At 67.5% G+C, this 18953-nt stretch carries 18 protein-coding genes; 16 read left to right on the forward strand and 2 right to left on the reverse strand.

The window, feature by feature from the left end:
• Positions 1-81: 81 nt before the first annotated feature.
• From rbfA to truB, 7 genes are all read left to right on the forward strand, one after another.
• Positions 82-546: a 30S ribosome-binding factor RbfA gene (rbfA, locus tag V1Y59_RS06835; protein WP_330504064.1), complete on the forward strand. Its 465-nt coding sequence runs from the start codon at positions 82-84 to the stop codon at positions 544-546.
• Positions 543-1499 carry a DHH family phosphoesterase gene (locus tag V1Y59_RS06840; protein WP_330504065.1) on the forward strand — a complete coding sequence of 319 codons (957 nt, stop codon included), beginning with the start codon at positions 543-545 and terminating at the stop codon, positions 1497-1499. The genes rbfA and V1Y59_RS06840 overlap by 4 nt, the downstream gene beginning before the upstream one ends.
• A gap of 23 nt (positions 1500-1522) precedes the next feature.
• A complete protein-coding gene (locus tag V1Y59_RS06845) occupies positions 1523-2857 on the forward strand; it encodes an MATE family efflux transporter (protein ID WP_330504066.1) in 1335 nt (444 codons plus the stop codon).
• A 44-nt stretch (positions 2858-2901) separates the two neighbouring features.
• Positions 2902-3663 carry an esterase/lipase family protein gene (locus tag V1Y59_RS06850; protein ID WP_330504067.1) on the forward strand — a complete coding sequence of 254 codons (762 nt, stop codon included), beginning with the start codon at positions 2902-2904 and terminating at the stop codon, positions 3661-3663.
• 149 nt (positions 3664-3812) lie between these two features.
• Complete coding sequence (locus tag V1Y59_RS06855) at positions 3813-4799, forward strand: metallophosphoesterase family protein (RefSeq protein WP_330504068.1); 987 nt, start codon at positions 3813-3815, stop codon at positions 4797-4799.
• On the forward strand, positions 4796-5452 hold the full coding sequence (locus tag V1Y59_RS06860; protein ID WP_330504069.1) for a 4'-phosphopantetheinyl transferase family protein: 657 nt from the start codon (positions 4796-4798) through the stop codon (positions 5450-5452). The genes V1Y59_RS06855 and V1Y59_RS06860 overlap by 4 nt, the downstream gene beginning before the upstream one ends.
• 2 nt (positions 5453-5454) lie before the next feature.
• Entirely contained in the window at positions 5455-6357 is a 903-nt protein-coding gene (truB, locus tag V1Y59_RS06865) for a tRNA pseudouridine(55) synthase TruB (protein WP_330504070.1), read from the forward strand.
• Positions 6358-6387: 30 nt separating this feature from the next.
• Here truB and V1Y59_RS06870 read toward each other — a convergent pair whose 3' ends face one another.
• Positions 6388-7140 (reverse strand): metal-dependent transcriptional regulator, encoded by a 753-nt coding sequence (locus tag V1Y59_RS06870; RefSeq protein WP_431309118.1) that lies wholly within the window; start codon positions 7138-7140, stop codon positions 6388-6390.
• Positions 7141-7300: 160 nt separating this feature from the next.
• On the opposite strand from V1Y59_RS06870, the gene V1Y59_RS06875 reads away from it, so the two are divergent.
• The 4 genes from V1Y59_RS06875 to V1Y59_RS06890 all read left to right on the forward strand — a co-directional run bounded on the left by V1Y59_RS06875 (position 7301) and on the right by V1Y59_RS06890 (position 12988).
• Positions 7301-8266, forward strand: a complete 966-nt coding sequence (locus V1Y59_RS06875) for a bifunctional riboflavin kinase/FAD synthetase (RefSeq protein ID WP_330432242.1) — start codon at positions 7301-7303, stop codon at positions 8264-8266.
• 149 nt (positions 8267-8415) lie between these two features.
• Positions 8416-8685 carry a 30S ribosomal protein S15 gene (gene rpsO, locus V1Y59_RS06880; RefSeq protein WP_330504071.1) on the forward strand — a complete coding sequence of 90 codons (270 nt, stop codon included), beginning with the start codon at positions 8416-8418 and terminating at the stop codon, positions 8683-8685.
• Between the two features lie 396 nt (positions 8686-9081).
• The gene (locus V1Y59_RS06885) at positions 9082-11379 is read left to right on the forward strand and encodes a polyribonucleotide nucleotidyltransferase (RefSeq protein WP_330504072.1); all 2298 of its coding nucleotides are present in this window, start codon (positions 9082-9084) and stop codon (positions 11377-11379) included.
• 106 nt (positions 11380-11485) lie between these two features.
• Positions 11486-12988 (forward strand): putative nucleotidyltransferase substrate binding domain-containing protein, encoded by a 1503-nt coding sequence (locus V1Y59_RS06890; RefSeq protein ID WP_330504073.1) that lies wholly within the window; start codon positions 11486-11488, stop codon positions 12986-12988.
• A gap of 614 nt (positions 12989-13602) precedes the next feature.
• Here the strand turns inward: V1Y59_RS06890 and ald are convergent.
• The gene (gene ald, locus V1Y59_RS06895; protein ID WP_330504074.1) at positions 13603-14709 is read right to left on the reverse strand and encodes an alanine dehydrogenase; all 1107 of its coding nucleotides are present in this window, start codon (positions 14707-14709) and stop codon (positions 13603-13605) included.
• 136 nt (positions 14710-14845) lie between these two features.
• On the opposite strand from ald, the gene V1Y59_RS06900 reads away from it, so the two are divergent.
• The 5 genes from V1Y59_RS06900 to V1Y59_RS06920 all read left to right on the forward strand — a co-directional run bounded on the left by V1Y59_RS06900 (position 14846) and on the right by V1Y59_RS06920 (position 18873).
• The gene (locus V1Y59_RS06900; protein WP_330432237.1) at positions 14846-15334 is read left to right on the forward strand and encodes an Lrp/AsnC family transcriptional regulator; all 489 of its coding nucleotides are present in this window, start codon (positions 14846-14848) and stop codon (positions 15332-15334) included.
• A gap of 85 nt (positions 15335-15419) precedes the next feature.
• Positions 15420-16172 (forward strand): 4-hydroxy-tetrahydrodipicolinate reductase, encoded by a 753-nt coding sequence (gene dapB / locus V1Y59_RS06905; RefSeq protein ID WP_330504075.1) that lies wholly within the window; start codon positions 15420-15422, stop codon positions 16170-16172.
• Positions 16173-16190: 18 nt separating this feature from the next.
• Positions 16191-16670, forward strand: a complete 480-nt coding sequence (locus tag V1Y59_RS06910) for a hypothetical protein (RefSeq protein WP_330504076.1) — start codon at positions 16191-16193, stop codon at positions 16668-16670.
• Positions 16667-17122: a flavodoxin family protein gene (locus tag V1Y59_RS06915; protein ID WP_330504077.1), complete on the forward strand. Its 456-nt coding sequence runs from the start codon at positions 16667-16669 to the stop codon at positions 17120-17122. Before V1Y59_RS06910 ends, V1Y59_RS06915 begins: the two co-directional genes overlap by 4 nt.
• A gap of 152 nt (positions 17123-17274) precedes the next feature.
• Entirely contained in the window at positions 17275-18873 is a 1599-nt protein-coding gene (locus V1Y59_RS06920; protein ID WP_330504078.1) for an NCS1 family nucleobase:cation symporter-1, read from the forward strand.
• The last annotated feature ends 80 nt before the right edge of the window (positions 18874-18953 follow it).

An 18953-nucleotide genomic window follows, 5' to 3' on the forward strand; every position in this document is an offset into this window, starting at 1 on the left:
ACACGATCTCCCCTTCGGTCTCCGCGCCCCTATGCGTGCGGCGACCGAAGGGGAGTAGTTTTCCAGTGGAAAGGATCGAAGATGGCTGATTCGGCACGAGCTGCGCGCCTGGCGAAACGGATCTCCTCGATCGTCGCGTCGGCGATCGGCACCGAGATCAAGGATCCACGCCTGGCCTTCGTCACCATCACCGACGCCCGGGTGACCAACGATCTCCACGACGCGACGGTGTTCTACACCGTCATGGGCGAATCCATCGACGCCGAACCTGACTACGAGGCCGCCGCCGCAGGCCTAGCGAAGGCGACGGGAATTCTGCGGTCGAAAGTGGGAGCCGGCACCGGGGTGCGGTTCACCCCGACGCTGACCTTCGTGCTCGACACCGTGCCCGACGCGGCCCGGCAGATGGAGGAACTCGTCGCCCGCGCCCGCGCGAACGACGAGCTCGTCGCCCGTCAGGCCGCCGGCGCGTCACCGGCCGGCGATGCCGATCCCTATCGCCGCGACGACGACGAACACACCGACGACAGCGGTTCGCAGGAGTGACCGCCTCGACCAGCACGGCGGTGGCCCGCGCACTGACCTGCGTCCCGGCCGTGACGATCCTCTGCCATGTCCGCCCGGACGCGGACACCATCGGCAGCGGGTTGGCGCTGGGACTCGCCTTGGACCGGCTCGGCACCGAGGTGGAGGTGGCGTTCCCGGCGACGGTGTCGCTGCCGACCGTGCTCGGTGACCTGCCGGGCAGCAAGCTGCTGGTCCCCGCCTCCGAGGTCGTCGGCCATCCCGTGGTGGTATCGGTCGATGCGGCCAGCCTGGGGCGGTTGCACGAACTCGCACCGGTGTTCTCCGCGGCGCAGCATTCGGTGGCGATCGACCACCACGCCTCCAACGAGGGCTTCGCGGAACTCGATCTGATCGACCCCGGCGCCGACTGCACCGCCGTCCTCGTGCTCTCGGTGCTCGACGAGTTGGGCGTGGAGATCGACGACGAGATCGCGACATGTCTGTACGCGGGGCTCGTCACCGACACCGGCTCGTTCAAGTGGGCGCGCCCCGAGTCGTTCCGGATCGCGGCGCGCCTCATCGAGGCCGGCGTCGACGGACGGGCGTGGAGCCGTGCACTTCTCGACACCCACCCGTTCGGCTGGTTCTCCATGGTCGCCCAGGTTCTGGCCGGTGCCCGCCTGCTGCCGGAGGCGTGCAGCGGCGAGGGCTGCGTGTACGCCGTCGTCGGCCACGAGATCCTCTCCGCGATGAGCTGGGAGGAGTCCGAGAGCGTCATCGACATCGTGCGGACCGCGAACGAGGCCGAGGTCGCCGCGGTTCTCAAGGAAACCGCTCCCGAGGAGTGGACGGTGTCGCTGCGATCCAAACACAGCGTCGACCTCGTCCCGATCGCCGCGGCCCACGGCGGTGGCGGCCATCGGCACGCCTCGGGCTACAGCGACACGGGCACCGTCGACGACGTCATCGCGCGGTTGGTGGAGTCGCTCTGAGCGAGTCGGACTCGGCGCCACCGGTGGCGAGTGGTCGCCGGATCGCCGTGCTCACGGTGTCGGCGCTCGCGGTGCTCATCGCCCCGCCCCTGTACCTGTTGCTCGACCTCGCCGTCGTCGGACGGCTCGGCGGCAACGAACTCGCCGCCCTCGGCGTCGGCACCCTCGTGCTGTCGGTGATCAGCACCCAGCTCACCTTCCTGTCCTACGGCACCACCGCCAGGGCCGCCCGCAAGTTCGGCGCCGGCGATCGGTCGGGTGCGGTCTCCGAGGGCATCCAGGCGAGTTGGATCGCGATTGCGGTCGGTGCGCTGCTGGTGGCGGTGATGTACCCGCTTGCCCCGACGGTGATGCGGCTGCTGGTCGGGACGTCTTCGCCGGGCGCCGAGCAGGTCGTCGACGACGCCGTCGGGTGGCTGCGCATCGCGATGTTCGGCGTTCCGCTGATCCTGCTGTCGATGGCCGGGAACGGGTGGATGCGCGGCGTCCAGGACACCCGCCGGCCGGTGTTCTACGTCGTTGCCGGGTTGTCGGTGGCGGCGGTGCTGGTGGTCGGGCTGACCCACGGGGTCGCCGGGTTCCCGAGGTTGGGGCTGCCGGGAAGTGCCTTCGCGAATCTGGTCGGTCAGGGGCTCACCGGTCTGCTGTTCGTGATCCGTGTGGTCCGCGAGGTGCGTCGCTCGGCGTCGCCGCGCATCGCCCCCGACCCCGGGGTGATCCGGGCGCAGTTGGTGATGGCACGCGATCTGGTGCTGCGCAGCCTCTCGTTCCAGGTGTGCTTCCTGTCCGCGGCGGCGGTCGCCGCCCGGTTCGGCGTCGCCGCAGTCGCCGCGCATCAGGTGGTGCTGCAGCTCTGGGAATTCATGTCGCTGTTCCTCGACTCTCTCGCCATCGCCGCGCAGTCCCTGGTCGGCGCCGCCCTCGGTGCCAGGGCCGTCGAGTCGGCCACTGGGATCGCGCGGCGGGTGACGGTGGTGTCGCTCGCGGCGGCCGGCGTGGCGGCCGGAGTCTTCGCCGCCGGTGCGGCGTTGATCCCGAAGCTCTTCACCTCCGATCCGGAGATCCTCGATGCGATCTCGGTCCCGTGGTGGTTTTTCGTCGCGATGCTGCCGATCGCCGGTGTCGTGTTCGCACTCGACGGGGTGCTGCTCGGCGCGGGAGACGCGCGCTTCCTGCGCACCGCCACGCTCGCCGCGGCGCTCGGTGGCTTCCTGCCGTTGATCTGGTTGTCACTCGTGTTCGACTGGGGACTCGCCGGTATCTGGACGGGGCTCGTCGTGTTCATGGTGCTGCGGTTGATCGCGGTCGCGACACGGGTGCGCTCGGGTCACTGGCGGCGCACCGGGGTGACGACCTGACCCGCCGGTAAGTTCACCGCCGAACTTGGGGTACCCTTACCGCCATGCCACTTCGGAAACTGAGAACTCTCATCGCGCTGACCTGCGGCGCATTGGCGACGGCGGGGATCGCGGCGGTGGCCGCCCCGGCCGACGCGGCGCCCTCGACGACGCGTGCCCTGATCATCCCCGGGCAGTACTTCGGGGAGGTGCCGTACCTGCCCATGGCCGACAACCTCACATCGCGTGGGTATCCGTCCAAGGCGCTCAACCTGTTCGGGTTCGACGTGAAAGAGGACGCCGCGGTGATCTCCGCCGAGGTCGACCGGATCAAACGCGAGCACCCGAACGACCGTGTCGCACTCGTCGGACACAGTATCGGCGGCGTCAGCGCCCGCTACTACCTCAAGGAGATGGGCGGCACCGAGAAGGTCGACACCTACCTCGCCTTCGGCAGTCCGCAGTACGGATCGCCCGGCGCGTGCGGCCAGCAGGCCGGACCGGAGGTGTGCCCGGGTACCCCGTTCATGAAGCAGCTCAATGCCGGCGACGACACCCCCGGTGACACCGAGTACTACGGCGTGCGCAGCGCCCGTGAATGGGTCGACGGCCACCTCGACGGCGGCCAGTGCCGCGTCACGCCGATCCCGGCGAACGAATCGCTGCCGGCCCTGGGCCTCGAGCACACCTTCGAGTCCTTCGACCCGAAGATCTGGGATGTGACCGTGGCCGCGTTCCAGGGACGCTGCGCGGGTGAGTTCGTCACCGAACCCGACGGCGTGCTGACCTACGAGAAGTCGGCGCTGCCGGGAGCGCCCGTCCGCTGAGCGCTCGAGCGCACCAGACCCCGTTGTCGACGAATCCACCTCGGTCTCGCCCGAGGTGGATTCGTCGTCCACGGGTGTCGGCTTCGCTGCCGTCGGCGAAGTCCCGGGCGGGTCGGTGGTGACGGCGCCCACATCGTTAGGGTGGTGGCATGGCGACCTTGTGGGCGATCAGCGACCTTCACGTCGCCCATCGGGGCAACGAACACATCGTTGACCAGATCCGGCCGCAGAGCAGCGAGGACTGGCTGATCGTCGCCGGGGACGTCGCCGAACGCACCGACGACATCATCGACACGCTGCGTCGCCTGCGGACACGGTTCCACACCGTCGTCTGGGTGCCGGGCAACCACGAGCTGTACACCACGGCCAAGGATCCGTTGCAGATCTTCGGTGTCGCCCGCTACGACTACCTGGTGCAGGCCTGCCGCGACATCGGCGTGGTGACACCGGAGGACATCTACCCGCTGTTCGATCCTGGTGACGGGTCACCGGCCGTACGCGTGGTGCCGATGTTCCTGTTGTACGACTACACCTTCCGGCCCGAGGGCACCACGACGACGCTGACCGCGCTCGCGTTGGCACGCGAGCGCAACGTCGTCGCCACCGACGAGTTCCTGTTGTCGCCGGAACCGTATCCGACCCGCGACGCCTGGGGGCGGGCCCGCATCGAGGCGACCCGCCGACGGTTGGACGCGCTCGACCCGTCCGAGCCGACCGTGCTGATCAACCACTGGCCGTTGCGTCGCGAGCCGACCGACGCCCTGATGTATCCGGAGTTCGCGCTGTGGTGCGGCAGCGAACTCACCGCCGACTGGCACACCCGGTACAACGCCGCGTGCTGCGTGTACGGGCACCTGCACATCCCCCGTACGACCTGGTACGACGACGTGCGCTTCGAGGAGGTGTCGGTCGGCTACCCGCGGGAATGGAAGCGTCGCGGTCTGCCGGAACCGTTGCTACGTCCCATCATTCCCGATCCGGGATTGACGGAGGACGACCTCCCGGGCCACGGGGCGAGGTTCGAACTCCCGCCGGATTACGAACGCCGGGCCGCAGAGTTCGCGCGGCGGATCGCCGAACGTCGAGAGCGGCGGGCATCCCGCTCGAGTTCGAGAACGAAGGAAGGCGATCGATGATCGAACAACTCGTGCCGAACGGTGTCGCCGCGGCCGAGGCCTTCACCGATCCGCCGGGTATCGAGCCGATGCCGGCCGAACGGTCACTCATCGAGCGGGCAGTGGACAAACGCCGTCGCGAGTTCACGACGGCCCGTCACTGTGCCCGACAAGCGATGGGGGAGTTGGGGATCGCTCCCGCCCCCATCTTGCGGGGTGAGCGCGGGATGCCGGTGTGGCCGGACCGCGTGGTCGGCAGCCTCACTCACTGCGACGGCTACCGGGCGGCGGTGGTCGCCTATGCGCTGCAGGTGCGATCCCTGGGGATCGACGCCGAACCGCACGACCGACTGCCCGACGGGGTCCTGGAGCACACCAGCCTCGCCGAAGAACGCGACGTGCTCGCCACCCGCGGCACCGACCTGCACTGGGACCGGCTGCTGTTCTGCGCCAAGGAGGCGACCTACAAGGCGTGGTTCCCACTCACCCAACGGTGGCTGGGGTTCGAGGACGCACACATCACCTTCGAGCAGACCTCGGCACGGGCAGGCACGTTCACGTCGCGGATACTCATCGACGGATCCGTCGTCGACGGTGGTGCACCACTGGCCGAACTCCGGGGGCGGTGGCTGATCGACCGGGGCCTGATCACGACGACGATCGCGCTGGTCTGAGGGTGGCCGACGCCTCGATCGAGAACGCCGGATTGGTCATCGTCGACAAAGACGCCGGGATGACCAGCCACGACGTCGTGTCCAGATGCCGAAAGATGTTCGACACCAGGCGAGTCGGGCATGCCGGGACCCTGGACCCGATGGCAACCGGGGTGCTCGTGGTCGGGATCGAACGGGCGACAAAATTGCTCGGGTTGCTGTCGCTGACCACCAAGTCGTACAGCGCGACGATTCGCCTCGGTGCGGCCACCGATACCGACGACCGCGAGGGCGAGATCGTGTCGCGTACCGACGCCCGGCATCTCGACGATGCCCGGATCGAGGCGGAGATCCCCGCATTGACCGGGGACATCGAACAGGTTCCCGCGCGGGTCAGTGCGATCAAGGTCGACGGCAGGCGGGCGCACGCCCTGGCGCGCACCGGCGCGGAGTTCGACCTCCAGGCGCGGCCGGTGACGGTGAGTCGTTTCGACGTCGTCGAGATCCGGCGAACCGACGACGGCTTCGTCGATGTGGACGTCGAGGTGGACTGTTCGGCCGGCACCTACATCCGTTCCCTCGCCCGCGACCTGGGTGTCGCTCTCGGCGTCGGCGGGCACCTGACGATGCTGCGCCGCACCGCGGTCGGCCCGTTCACTCTCGAGCACGCACGCACCCTGGACGCGTTGCGCGAGCGACCGCAACTGTCGCTGACCATCGACGAGGCGGCGAAGCTGTCGTTCCCGCATCGCGACATCGACGCCGACGAGGCCGAGTCGATCAGCCAGGGACGATGGTTGACGCCGGTGGGCCGCAAGGAGACCTACGTGGTCATCGACCCGGATGGTCAGGCGATCGCGCTGGTGCAGGAGAAGGGCAGGCGCGCGAGCTCGGTGATGGTGGTCAGGCCGGCGACGCTGCGCTGAGCCGCCCGATCCGTTGGGGGGCTTGGTACGTCAGGGAGCCGGAACGAGGAAGATCGCACGGGCGGCTATGTCGCCGAGGTCGATCTGGCCGCTGCCGTCCACGGAGATCGAGATCGTGCCGGCAAACGGTCGCTTCTCGACGACCGTGACGACGCGGTCGAGGGCCACACCGACCTCGTCGAAATAGCGCAGCATCTCCGGGTCGTCGTCGGAAATCCTTGCCACTGTCCCGGATTCGTCCACGTCGAGATCCGAGAGGAGTTTCGCGTCGGGGCTCGGGACCGAACCGTCGAGGGCGGGGATCGGATCGCCGTGCGGATCCCGGCTCGGGAAGCCGAGTTTCGCGTCGAGGCGCGACATCAGCCGATCCGACACCGCGTGTTCGAGCACCTCGGCCTCGTCGTGCACCTCATCCCAGCCGTACCCGAGTTCCCGCACCAGGAAGGTCTCGAGCAGTCGGTGGCGGCGCACCATGAGCACCGCGGCGGCCTGGCCCTCGTCGGTGAGGGTGACCGACCCGTAGCGCTCGTGTGCCACCAGTCCTTGATCGGCGAGCTTGCGGATGGCCTCGGATGCGGTCGAGGCCGAGACTCCCAGCCGCTCGGCCAGCATCTTGGTGGTGACCTTGACGTCTGCCCATTCCTGCAGGGTCCAGATCACCTTCAGGTAGTCCTGCGTCACGCTGGACAGTTCGGTCACCGGACGGTCCGCGGACGAGGACGACGCGTCGCCGTTTCCTCCGGCTTCGGGCCCACCGGATCGGGCCGTACGCGACTGGGGCATTCTTCGAGCTTAGGACGTGCCCGATCGCAGAGCGACATGAGTCGCCGCGTGTTCGGTAGTTGGATGTCTGTTCAACGACGGTCGAAGCGTCTGAAACACGCTGTTCAACACCGGCGGCCGGATGTGGTCTGTTGCGGGGGCGAGCCGTAGGCTGGTGCGCGTGTTGCGTTGGCGAGGTCTCGACGACATCCCCGCGGACTGGGGCAGATGCGTGGTCACGATCGGTGTGTTCGACGGCGCGCATCGCGGGCATGCCCAGCTGATCCATGCCGCGACCACGGCCGCCAAGGAGCGCGGCGTGCCCGCGGTCCTGATGACGTTCGACCCGCACCCGGCCGAGGTGGTCCGTCCCGGCACCCATCCGCCGCAGCTGACAACCCTGACCCGCCGGGCCGAACTGGCCGAGCAACTCGGCATCGACGTGTTCTGCGTGATGCCGTTCACGCCAGAACTCGCCTCCCGTTCTCCCAAGGATTTCGCCCACGACATCCTGGTCGAGTCGCTGCACGCCGCCGACGTCGTCGTCGGCGACAACTTCACCTTCGGCAAGAAGGCGGCGGGCGATGTCGCCAAGCTCGCCGACCTCGGCCGCAAGTTCGGCTTCGAGGTCCAGGCCGTCTCGCTGTTCGGTGAGCACGCGGTCACTTTCTCCTCCACCTACATCCGATCGTGCGTCGCCGCCGGTGACGTCGAGGCCGCGGCCGAGGCGCTCGGTCGGCCGCACCGCGTCGAGGGTGTGGTGGTGCGTGGTGACGGACGCGGGCGGGAACTGGGCTATCCGACGGCCAACGTCGCCCCACCCATGTACGCCGCGATTCCCGCGGACGGCGTGTACGCCGCGTGGTTCTCGGTTCTCGGTGCCGGCCCGGTCGTCGGCCAGGTGGAGCCGGGGGAGCGGTATCAGGCCGCCGTGTCGGTCGGAACCAATCCCACGTTCTCCGGGCGCACCCGCACTGTCGAGGCGTTCGTCCTCGACACGAGCGCCGACCTCTACGGCCAGCACGTCGCGATCGACTTCGTCGGACGGATCCGGGGAATGGTGAACTACCCCGATGTGGCCGACCTGATCACCGCCATCGCCGGCGACGTCGAGGAGACCCGACGCCTGCTGGCCGCGACCGGATGACCACCACCGATTTGGCCGGCACCTGTTTCCGCTGGTAAATTCGACCGCTGGTGTTGCTGCGGTCCGCGGTGGCACACCATCCGTTCCGGCGTCCGGGTGGACGTCGACGGCACACGACGAACGCGGGACTGAGAAACAGGAGTGACTCCATGGCACTGACTGCCGTCGAGAAGAAGGACATCCTCGCCGAGTACGGGCTGCACGAGACCGACACCGGTTCGCCCGAGGCGCAGGTCGCGCTGCTGACCAAGCGCATCACCGATCTGACCGAGCACCTCAAGACGCACAAGCACGATCACCACAGCCGTCGTGGACTGCTGCTGCTGGTCGGCCGTCGTCGCCGTCTGCTCAAGTACGTCGCGAAGGTCGACATCAACCGCTACCGCTCGCTGATCGAGCGCCTCGGTCTGCGTCGCTGATCCGTCGAATCTCACCCACGGCCGTCCCCGCTCCTTGCGGGGGCGGCCGTGTCGTTCTTGCTGGTCGGTCCGCAATGATAGGCTGGCTGGTGTTCGTTGCCGTGAAAGTCCTGCTGGACGTGACAAACGAGCAGATCGGTCCTCGGTAGTGGCCGCCGGAACCCGGCAACGGATTCAGGTTCCGGCCGCTTCGATCGAAGGCCGTCTGCGCACGAACCCGGCGCGCACCCGACGGTGCGCCCGCACAACCGGCATTTCTCTCATGGCTCCGTTCTGGGTCGGCTCCGCGTTCGCGCGGTCGCCGCGCATTGTGGTGCGCTCCGACACGAGTCGATCCGAATCGACAATCCGGCCGCCGAGACGCGGCGGCCGACACGAAGGGACCTTTCCAACCACATGACCGATGTGACCAACCCCGGCGTCGACACCGACGCCGACTACGACGACGCGATCACCGAAGCCACCGCCGTCATCGACAACGGCAGCTTCGGCACCCGCACCATTCGTTTCGAGACCGGGCGCCTCGCCCTGCAGGCCGCCGGTTCCGTCACCGCCTACCTCGACGACGAGACCATGCTGCTCTCGACGACCGCGGCGTCCAAGCAGCCGAAGGAGCACTTCGACTTCTTCCCGCTGACCGTCGACGTCGAGGAGCGCATGTACGCCGCGGGCCGCATCCCCGGCTCGTTCTTCCGTCGCGAGGGACGTCCGTCCACCGACGCCATCCTGACCTGCCGCCTCATCGACCGCCCGCTGCGTCCGTCCTTCGTCGACGGTCTGCGCAACGAGATCCAGGTCGTCGTGACGATCATGTCACTCGACCCCAAGGACCTCTACGACGTCGTCGCGATCAACGCGGCGTCGGCGTCCACCCAGCTCGCCGGGCTGCCGTTCTCCGGCCCGGTCGGTGGTGTGCGTGTCGCGCTCATCCCCACCGAGGAGAACAAGGCCGGCCAGTGGGTGGCCTTCCCGACTGTCGAGCAGCTCGAAGGTGCGGTCTTCGACATGGTCGTCGCCGGACGGGTTGTTTCCGGCGAGGGTGACAACGCCGATGTCGCGATCATGATGGTCGAGGCCGAGGCCACCGAGAACGTCATCGACATCATCGCCGGCGGTGCGCAGGCACCCACCGAGGCGATCGTCGCCGAGGGCCTCGAAGCCGCCAAGCCGTTCATCGCTCGCCTCTGCGAGGCACAGAAGTCGCTCGCCGCGGCCGCTGCAAAGGAGACCGGCGAGTTCCCGCTCTTCCCGCCGTACGCACAGGACGCCTATGACGCCGTCGCCGGCGCCGCCACCGATCGGCTCTCGCAGATCCTGACGATCGCGGGCAAGCAGGAGCGCGACGACAAGACCGACGAGCTCAAGGCCGACGTCCTCGAGTCCCTCGGCGAGCAGTTCGAAGGTCGCGAGAAGGAGATCGGCGCCGCCTACCGGTCGCTGACCAAGAAGCTGGTGCGCCAGCGCATCCTGACCGACCACTTCCGCATCGACGGTCGCGGCATCACCGACATCCGGTCGCTGTCCGCCGAGGTCGCCGTCATCCCGCGGGCGCACGGCAGCTCGCTGTTCGAGCGCGGCGAGACCCAGATCATGGGTGTCACCACCCTCGACATGGTCAAGATGGCCCAGCAGATCGACTCGCTCGGACCCGAGACGAGCAAGCGGTACATGCACCACTACAACTTCCCGCCGTATTCGACCGGTGAGACCGGTCGCGTCGGCTCGCCCAAGCGCCGCGAGATCGGCCACGGCGCGCTCGCCGAGCGCGCCCTCGTGCCGGTGATCCCGAGCGTCGAGGAGTTCCCGTACGCGATCCGTCAGGTGTCGGAGGCGTTGGGCTCCAACGGTTCCACCTCGATGGGTTCGGTCTGTGCGTCGACCATGGCACTGCTCAACGCCGGGGTTCCGCTCAAGGCCCCGGTCGCCGGTATCGCCATGGGCCTCGTCTCCGACACCGTCGACGGGGAGACCCGCTACGTGGCGCTCACCGACATCCTCGGTGCCGAGGACGCGTTCGGTGACATGGACTTCAAGGTCGCCGGCACCAAGGAGTTCGTGACCGCACTGCAGCTCGACACCAAGCTGGACGGTATCCCGTCGCAGGTGCTCGCGGGTGCGCTCAGCCAGGCCAAGGACGCCCGGCTGACGATCCTCGATGTCATGGCCGAGGCCATCGACGAGCCGGACGAGATGAGCCCGTACGCGCCGCGTGTCACCTCGATCAAGGTGCCCGTGGACAAGATCGGCGAGGTCATCGGCCCCAAGGGCAAGACCATCAACGGGATCACCGAGGAGACCGGCGCCAACATCTCCATCGAGGACGACGGCACGGTGTTCGTCGGCGCCACCGACGGCCCGTCGGCGCAGGCGGCGATCGACCGCATCAACGCGATCGCCAACCCGCAGCTGCCCAAGGTCGGCGAGCGGTTCCTGGGCACGGTCGTGAAGACCACCGCGTTCGGTGCGTTCGTGTCGCTGCTGCCGGGACGTGATGGGCTGGTGCACATCTCGAAGCTCGGTAAGGGCAAGCGCATCAACAAGGTCGAGGATGTGGTGAACGTCGGCAGCAAGCTGCGCGTCGAAATCGCCGACATCGACGACCGCGGCAAGATCAGCCTCGTGCCCGTCGACGAGGAGGCCGCAGGTGATGCCCCGGCCGACGCCACGGCCGAGGCAGCCACCGCTGACGCCTGATCGTTGAACGCCCACATGGCCCGCCACCCCGAATCGGGTGGCGGGCCATGCTTGTCAGGGGCCGGCCGGTCCGGATGGCGTTCCCGCCCGTTGCCGAAGGAGTGCCGTGACTGATTCCGACCGTGAACCCGCTGGTCGGTCCGAGAAGCTCACCGTCGCCCGCCGTCGTGACCGGGCGGGGGTCGGCCGCGGCATCGTCGGCGATCTCCTCGTCACCCGACCGTTGATGGGGACGGCGACGATGACGGTGCGCGAGGCCGCGGCCCAGATGACCGACCGCGGTCAGGAACACATGGTGATCCCGTTGTCCGACAGGGGATACGGAGTGCTCACCGACGCCGACATCCGGTCCGGCGTGGTGGCCGCCGGGCGCGGGCCCGACATGACCGTCGACGAACTGGTCAGGGTTCCGGTGCCCGTGGTGCACCGCGACACCGCAGCGATCGACGCGCTCACCGAACTGCTCGACCACGATCTCACGGCGATGCCGGTGGTGGACGGGGACGGCGCGGTGATCGGGGTGGTGGCCGCGGTCGACTTCATCGCCGCGCCGTCGGGTCCGGGAATGTCGTTGCGGGCGCAGGTGTCCCGCGCGGGTAGCGTTGATGACCTGCAGTCGAGTGCGCGCCGGGTCCCTTATCTCGTCGCCGACATGCTCCGCCGAGAACAGCCGGTGCATGAGATCACCGCGGTGGCCTCTCTGATTCACGACGCCGTGGTCAGGCGCGCACTGGATCTGGTGTTCGACGCTCATCCCGACCTCGACCGCGCGGCAGTGACGTGGTTGTCGCTCGGCAGCAACGCCCGGCGGGAGCCGGTTCTCACCTCCGACATCGATTCCGCCGTCACGCTCGACGACGATCTCACCGAGGGGCAGATCGCCGACTATCGCAAAGCTCTCGGCGAGGTCAACGACGTGCTCTCGGGTGCCGGACTGCCGATCGACGAGAACGGCGCGATCGCCGCCAAACCACTGTTCGCCAGGACCCACACCCAGTGGCGTACCGCCGCGCAGGGGTGGCTGGCGGATCCGCTGGAGAACAAGGGGTTGATCTTCACGTCGCTGCTCCTCGACGCCCGGCCGATCTGGGGCGATCCGAGTCGCAGTGCCGGCGGGGAGGTGTTCGGCGAGCTCCGACACCACTCGTCGACGATGGGTTTGCTGCTGGCGGAGGCGCTGTCGTACAAGGCGCGACTGCGGTCGATGCGCGATGTACTCACCCGACGCGCCGACACCTTCGAGATCAAGGCGCACGGCCTGACGCCGGTGGTGAACATCGCGCGATGGGCGGCGCTCGTCGTCGGCTCCCACGCGCTCGACACCAGGTCGCGCCTGCGTGCCGCGGCGGGCAGTCCGATGCTGAGTGAGGCCCGGGCCGCCGATCTGGTCGAGGTGTTCGACGTGCTCCAGCGCGTACGCCTGAACTATCAGGTCGCGCAGTTCGATCGGGGAGAGCCCGTCGGCGATGTCCTGGACATGAAGCGACTCTCGCCGCTGGACCGCAGCCTGGTGGCGCAGGCGGTTCGGGAGATCGCCGGGGTGCAGCGGACGATGTCGAACATGAGCCAGTTCCTGCCGGCCAGCGAGCCGGACACGGTGGTCGAGTAGCCCGCGAGCCGCCTCCTCCCGTTGGTCGAGTAGCGCGCGAGGGGCCTTCTCCCGTTGGTCGAGTAGCCCGCGAGTGGCCTTCTCCCGTTGGTCGAGTAGCACGCGAGCCGCTAGGCGAGCGTGCGTATCGAGACCACTTTTGTTGTGTGCGACGGGGTCTCGATACGTCACTCGCCTAGCGGCTCGTGTCTACTCGACCAGCGGTGGAGTGGGTGTGTAGGGTGCGGGCTGCCCTTTTATTGGTCGAGGAGCGTGCGTATCGAGACCAGTTGTGTTGTGTGTGAGGGGGTCTCGATATGTCACTCGCCTAGCGGCTCGTGTCTACTCGACCAGCGGGTGGGGGGTGAGTTCCGGGTGAGCCGCCTCTTTTCCGTTGGTCGAGTAGTGCGCGAGCTGCTAGGCGAGCGTGCGTATCGAGGCCACTTGTGTTGTGTGTGAGGGGGTCTCGATATGTCACTCGCCTAGCGGCTCGTGTCTACTCGACCAGCGGGGGGTGGCGGCTCGTGACTACTCGACCAACGGGAGGGGCGGCTCGTGTCTACTCGGCCAGCGAGTGGGGTGGCGGCTTGTGGCTACTCGACCAGCGGCGGTGGGTAGCGGCTTGGTGCCACCGATCAGAACGGCGCAGCCTCGACCGGGATACCGAGTGCCTCGCCGACTTCCGGGGTGAACAGCTTGCCATCATGCGTGCTCAGGCCGGCCGCCAGAGCCGGGTCGTCGGAACACGCCTTCTCCCAGCCCTTGTCGGCCAGCCGAAGCACATGGGGGAGGGTCGCGCCGGTCAGTGCGAGAGTCGACGTGCGCGCCACGGTGCCGGGCATGTTGGCCACGCAGTAGAACACGGCGTCGTGCACGGTGAAGGTGGGGTCGTCGTGGGTGGTGGGGCGTGAGTCCTCGAAGCAGCCGCCCTGGTCGATCGCGATGTCGACCAAAACCGCACCCGGCTTCATCTGCGCAACAAGATCGTTAGACACCAGGACGGGAGCCTTGGCCCCGGGCACCAGCACCGCGCCGATCACCATGTCGGCGTCGCGCACCGCGTCGGCGAGTGCGAGCGCCGTGCTGTAGCGGGTGTGGACGCGCCCGGCGAACCGGGCGTCGATGGCCCGAAGCTTGGCGATGTCGACGTCGAACACGGTGACCTGGGCGCCCATGCCCACGGCGATGGTCGCGGCGTTGACCCCGCTGACCCCGCCGCCGATCACGACGACATCGGCCGGCTCCGTGCCGGGCACACCGCCCATGAGCACGCCGCGCCCGCCCTCGGAGCGCATCAGGTGATAGGCGCCGACCTGCGGTGCGAGGCGACCTGCGACCTCACTCATCGGCGCGAGCAGCGGCAACGAGCCGTCGGCGTTGCGCACGGTCTCGTAGGCGATGGAGGTCGTCTTCGACCCGAGCAGCGCCTCGGTGCAAGAGCGGCTCGCAGCGAGGTGCAGATAGGTGAACAGGGTCTGGCCCTCCCGCAGCAGCGGGTACTCGGCCTCGATCGGCTCCTTGACCTTGAGCAGCAGGTCGGCCTGCTCCCAGACCTGCTCGCGGGTGGACAAGATCTGCGCGCCGGCCTCCTTGAAGTCGACGTCGTGGATCGACGAGCCCTCACCGGCGCCCGACTGGATCACGACCTCGTGACCGCGATTGTGCAGTTCGGCAACGCCGGCCGGGGTGATGGCGACGCGGTACTCGTTGTTCTTGATCTCGGTGGGGATTCCGACGCGCATGCGGGTCTCCTGACGATTCGGGGCGCGGGGCGGTGTGCACTCAAGCGTGAAGGAACACCGAAATCAGCACAACATCTGTGTGGATAATTCTTTGAACGTAGTATCAGATGAAGATCATTCGGAACGAAGGGATGTCATGGCCATCGACACGAAGATCGTTCGGCCCGCCGACCCACGACTCGACGACACCGACCGGGCGTTGCTGCGCCTGCTGCAGACCGACGCACGGATGCCGAACAGTGAACTCGCGGCGCGAGCGGGGATCGCGGCATCGACGAGCCACGGCCGGGTGCGGCGCCTGACCGAACTCGGCGTGATCCGTGGCTTCTTCGCCGACGTGGATCCGGCGGCGGTGGGCCGGCCGCTGCGTGCCATGGTGGCGGTCAGCCTCCAGTCCGACGCCCGCGGCGAGATCCGGCACTTCGTCGGGGAGATCGAGACGCACGACGAGGTCATCGACGTGTTCTTCCTGGCCGGCACCGACGACTACCTCCTGCACGTGGCCACCGCCGACACCGAGGCGCTTCGGCAGTTCGTCGAGATGCTCAACTCGCGGCGGGAAGTCGCGGGGACCACCACCTCGCTGGTGTTCGAGCATCGTCGGGGTGGTGCGCCGATCTTCTGAGCCGCGCGAGACACCTACACTGGCATGTCGGTATACGCGCTTGTCGAACACAGGCTCGTCAAACTCCGGCGATGAGAGGGATGACATGGGCAGCGGAATCCGGGTGGGCGTACTCGGCAGTGCGGGCAAGGTGGGGCAGGCGATTGTCGCAGCCATCGAGGCCGCCGACGACCTCACGTTCACCGTCGGGGTGGACAAAGGCGAATCGCTGCAGGCGTTCGTCGACTCCGACACGGCTGTCGTGGTGGATTTCACGCACCCGAGCGCGGTCATGGACAACCTCGAGTTCCTGATCGGCAACGGGATTCATGCGGTCGTGGGCACCACGGGGTTCACCGAGGAACGGCTCGATCAGGTCCGGACCTGGCTGTCGGACAACCCCGCGGTCGGCGTGCTCATCGCGCCGAACTTCGCCATCGGCGCGGTGCTGTCGATGCGGTTCGCCGCGCAGGCCGCGAGGTTCTACGAGTCCGTAGAGGTCATCGAGCTCCATCACCCGCACAAGGCCGACGCGCCGTCGGGCACCGCGTACCGCACGGCGAAGCTGATCGGTGAAGCGCGCACAGAAGCTGGTCTCGGACCGGTGCCCGATGCGACCACCGACGAGCTCGACGGTGCCCGCGGCGGCGTCGTCGACGGCGTCCACGTACATGCGGTGCGGCTCGCCGGCCTCGTCGCGCACCAGGAGGTCATCCTCGGAACCGAGGGCGAAACCCTCACCATCCGGCATGATTCGCTGGACCGCACCTCGTTCGCGCCGGGTGTGCTGCTCGGCGTCCGGGAGATCGGTGAGCGACCCGGGCTGACCGTCGGCCTGGAACAGTTGATGGACCTCTGATCCGAGTTCCGACACGACATGGCTGCTGACCCGACCCGCCGCGACGCCCGACCGATCGTCTGGATGATCGGGTTCCTGGTTGTCGCGCTCGTCGTCTACTTCGTGATTCTCGGGCAACGTGGAATCGACCTGATCACCTCCGGCACGGTCGCCGGTATCGGCGTCGGGATCGGGGTGATGATCCTGCCCCTCATCGGGGCGTGGCTCATCTTCGCGACCCTGCGGGCGGGCATCGAGCACCAGAAGCTCGCGCGGATCATGGCCGACGAAGGCCGGGAACTCGACGTCTCCGACCTGCCCCGCCGCGCGTCGGGCCGCATCGAACGCGATGCCGCGGACGACTTGTTCGCCCAGGTGAAACAGGAGTGGGAGGCGGACCCGACCGACTGGCACAACACCTACCGGATCGCGCGCGCGTACGACTACGCCGGCGACCGCACTCGTGCACGTCAGATGATGAAACGTGCCGTCGCACAATACAAAGGGGACGACGCATGAGCACCTTGCTGATCATCCATCAGACCCCGTCACCGCACTGCCAGGAGATGTTCGAAGCGGTTGTCAGCGGGGCGAGTGACCCGGAGATCGACGGTGTGGACGTGGTGCGGCGAGCCGCGCTTGCCGTCACGCCGACGGACATGCTCGAGGCCGACGGCTATGTCCTGGGCACCCCGGCAAACCTCGGATACATGAGCGGAGCGCTCAAGCACGCCTTCGACACCTGCTACTACCAGATCCTCGACTCCACCCGGGGGCGTCCGTTCGGTCTGTACCTGCATGGCAACCAGGGCACCGAGGGTGCCGAGAAGGGGATCGAGTCGATCACCACCGGCCTGGGGTGGACCAAGGCCGCGGAAACGGTCGTGGTGTCGGGCAAACCCAGCAAAGAGGAGCGCGAAGCGTGCTGGGAACTGGGCGCGACCGTCGCGGCTCAGCTGATGGACGCATGAGCCGAGTGCGTCGTTGCCTGAATATATTTCGTAATATAGGCAATTGTTCGCACGCGTTAACGAACCGGAAACGCGCGACCGGTAGCGGCGAAACACGGTCTTCTTAACGTCAGTCGGGTCTACTGCCAGACCCGACTGTCGAGGAGACGTTCATGTCAACCGATTCATCCCAGCTGACTCCCGGTGTCCACACCGGGCCGGCGGGAACGTCAATCATCAAAGAGTCGTACCACCCGAGACTGACCAACGAGGATCTCGCGCCCCTCGTCGAGCAGAAGTGGAACTGGTACAACATCTTCGCCTTCTGGATGGCCGACGTGCACAGCGTCGGCGGGTACGTGACCGCCGGCGCCTTGTTCGCGCTGGGGTTGACCAGCTGGCAGGTCTTCGTCTGCCTGATCGTCGGCATCTGCATCGTGCAGGTGATGTGCAATCTGGTGGCCAAGCCCAGCCAGGTCCATGGTGTCGCCTACCCGGTGGTGGCCCGCGTCGCATTCGGGGTGCTCGGCGCGAACATCGCAGCCATCATCCGGGGCAGCATCGCCATCGCCTGGTACGGCGTGCAGACCTTCCTCGCCGCCGGATCGCTGACCATCGTGATCCTCAAACTCTGGCCCGGCCTCGCCGACTACGCCACCGACGAATACAGCTTCCTCGGACTCTCCTACATCGGCTACGTCAGCTTCTTCACCCTGTGGGTACTGCAGGCGATCGTCTTCTGGAAGGGCATGGAGATGGTGCGCTGGCTGTGTGACGTCAGCGGGCCGTTGATCTACACCCTCATGTTCATCCTGTGCATCTACATGATGGCGCGCGCAGACTGGAACATCAGCCTGGATCTGACGCTCACCGATGAGCAACTGTCGTTCGGTCAGCAGCTCGCCGCCATGGCCGGCGCGATCGCCCTGGTGGTCTCCTACTTCGCCGGGCCGATGCTCAACTTCGGCGACTTCTCCCGGTACGCGAAGTCCTTCCAGCAACTCAAGCTGGGCAACCTCATCGGCCTGCCGATCAACTTCGTCGTCTTCTCCCTGCTGGTGGTGCTCACCGCGTCGGCGACCCTGCCGGTCTTCGGCGAGTTGATGACCAACCCGATCGACACGGTCGAGGCCATCGACACCTACACGGCCGTGCTGCTGGGCGGATTCGCCTTCGTGCTGGCCACCATCGGCATCAACATCGTGGCCAACTTCGTCGCACCCGCCTTCGACTTCTCGAACGTGAACCCGCAGAAGATCAGCTGGCGCATGGGCGGCATGATCGCCGCCGCCGGTTCGATCATCCTGATGCCGTGGAACTGGTACGACAACGACGAGGCGATCCTCTGGACGCTGGGCATTCTCGGCGCACTGATCGGTCCGCTGTTCGGCATCCTCATCGCCGACTACTACCTCATCCGCAAGCAGCACGTGGTGGTCGACGAGCTGTTCTCGATGGAGGAGGGCGGAACCTACTGGTACCGCAAGGGCTTCAACCCGATTGCCGTCCAGGCGGTGATCATCGGTGGCGCGTGCTCGATCAGCTCCGTCGTGTTGCCCGAGTTCGTGTCCGCGGTGGACTGGCTCAACCAGTACAGCTGGTTCGTCGGCTGTATCGCAGGCTTCCTCGCCTACCTGTTGCTGGCACGACGCGCCGGTATGCATGTGGTGGCCGCCCACGCGACGACGACCTCGGACATCGAAGTGTCGGCCGATGGCACCGTGACGCCGTCGGACGCCACCGAGGCGACCGCCAACCCGGCCGAGTCGTAGTCCGGTCGGCACGACCGACGCACCGCGAGCGTTGATCGGCCCCCGCGAGTTCCCATTGACTCGCGGGGGCCGATCTCGCT

It is taken from the genome of Gordonia prachuapensis, from assembly GCF_036350515.1.
In the GTDB taxonomy this organism is placed as follows: Bacteria; Actinomycetota; Actinomycetes; order Mycobacteriales; family Mycobacteriaceae; genus Gordonia; species Gordonia prachuapensis.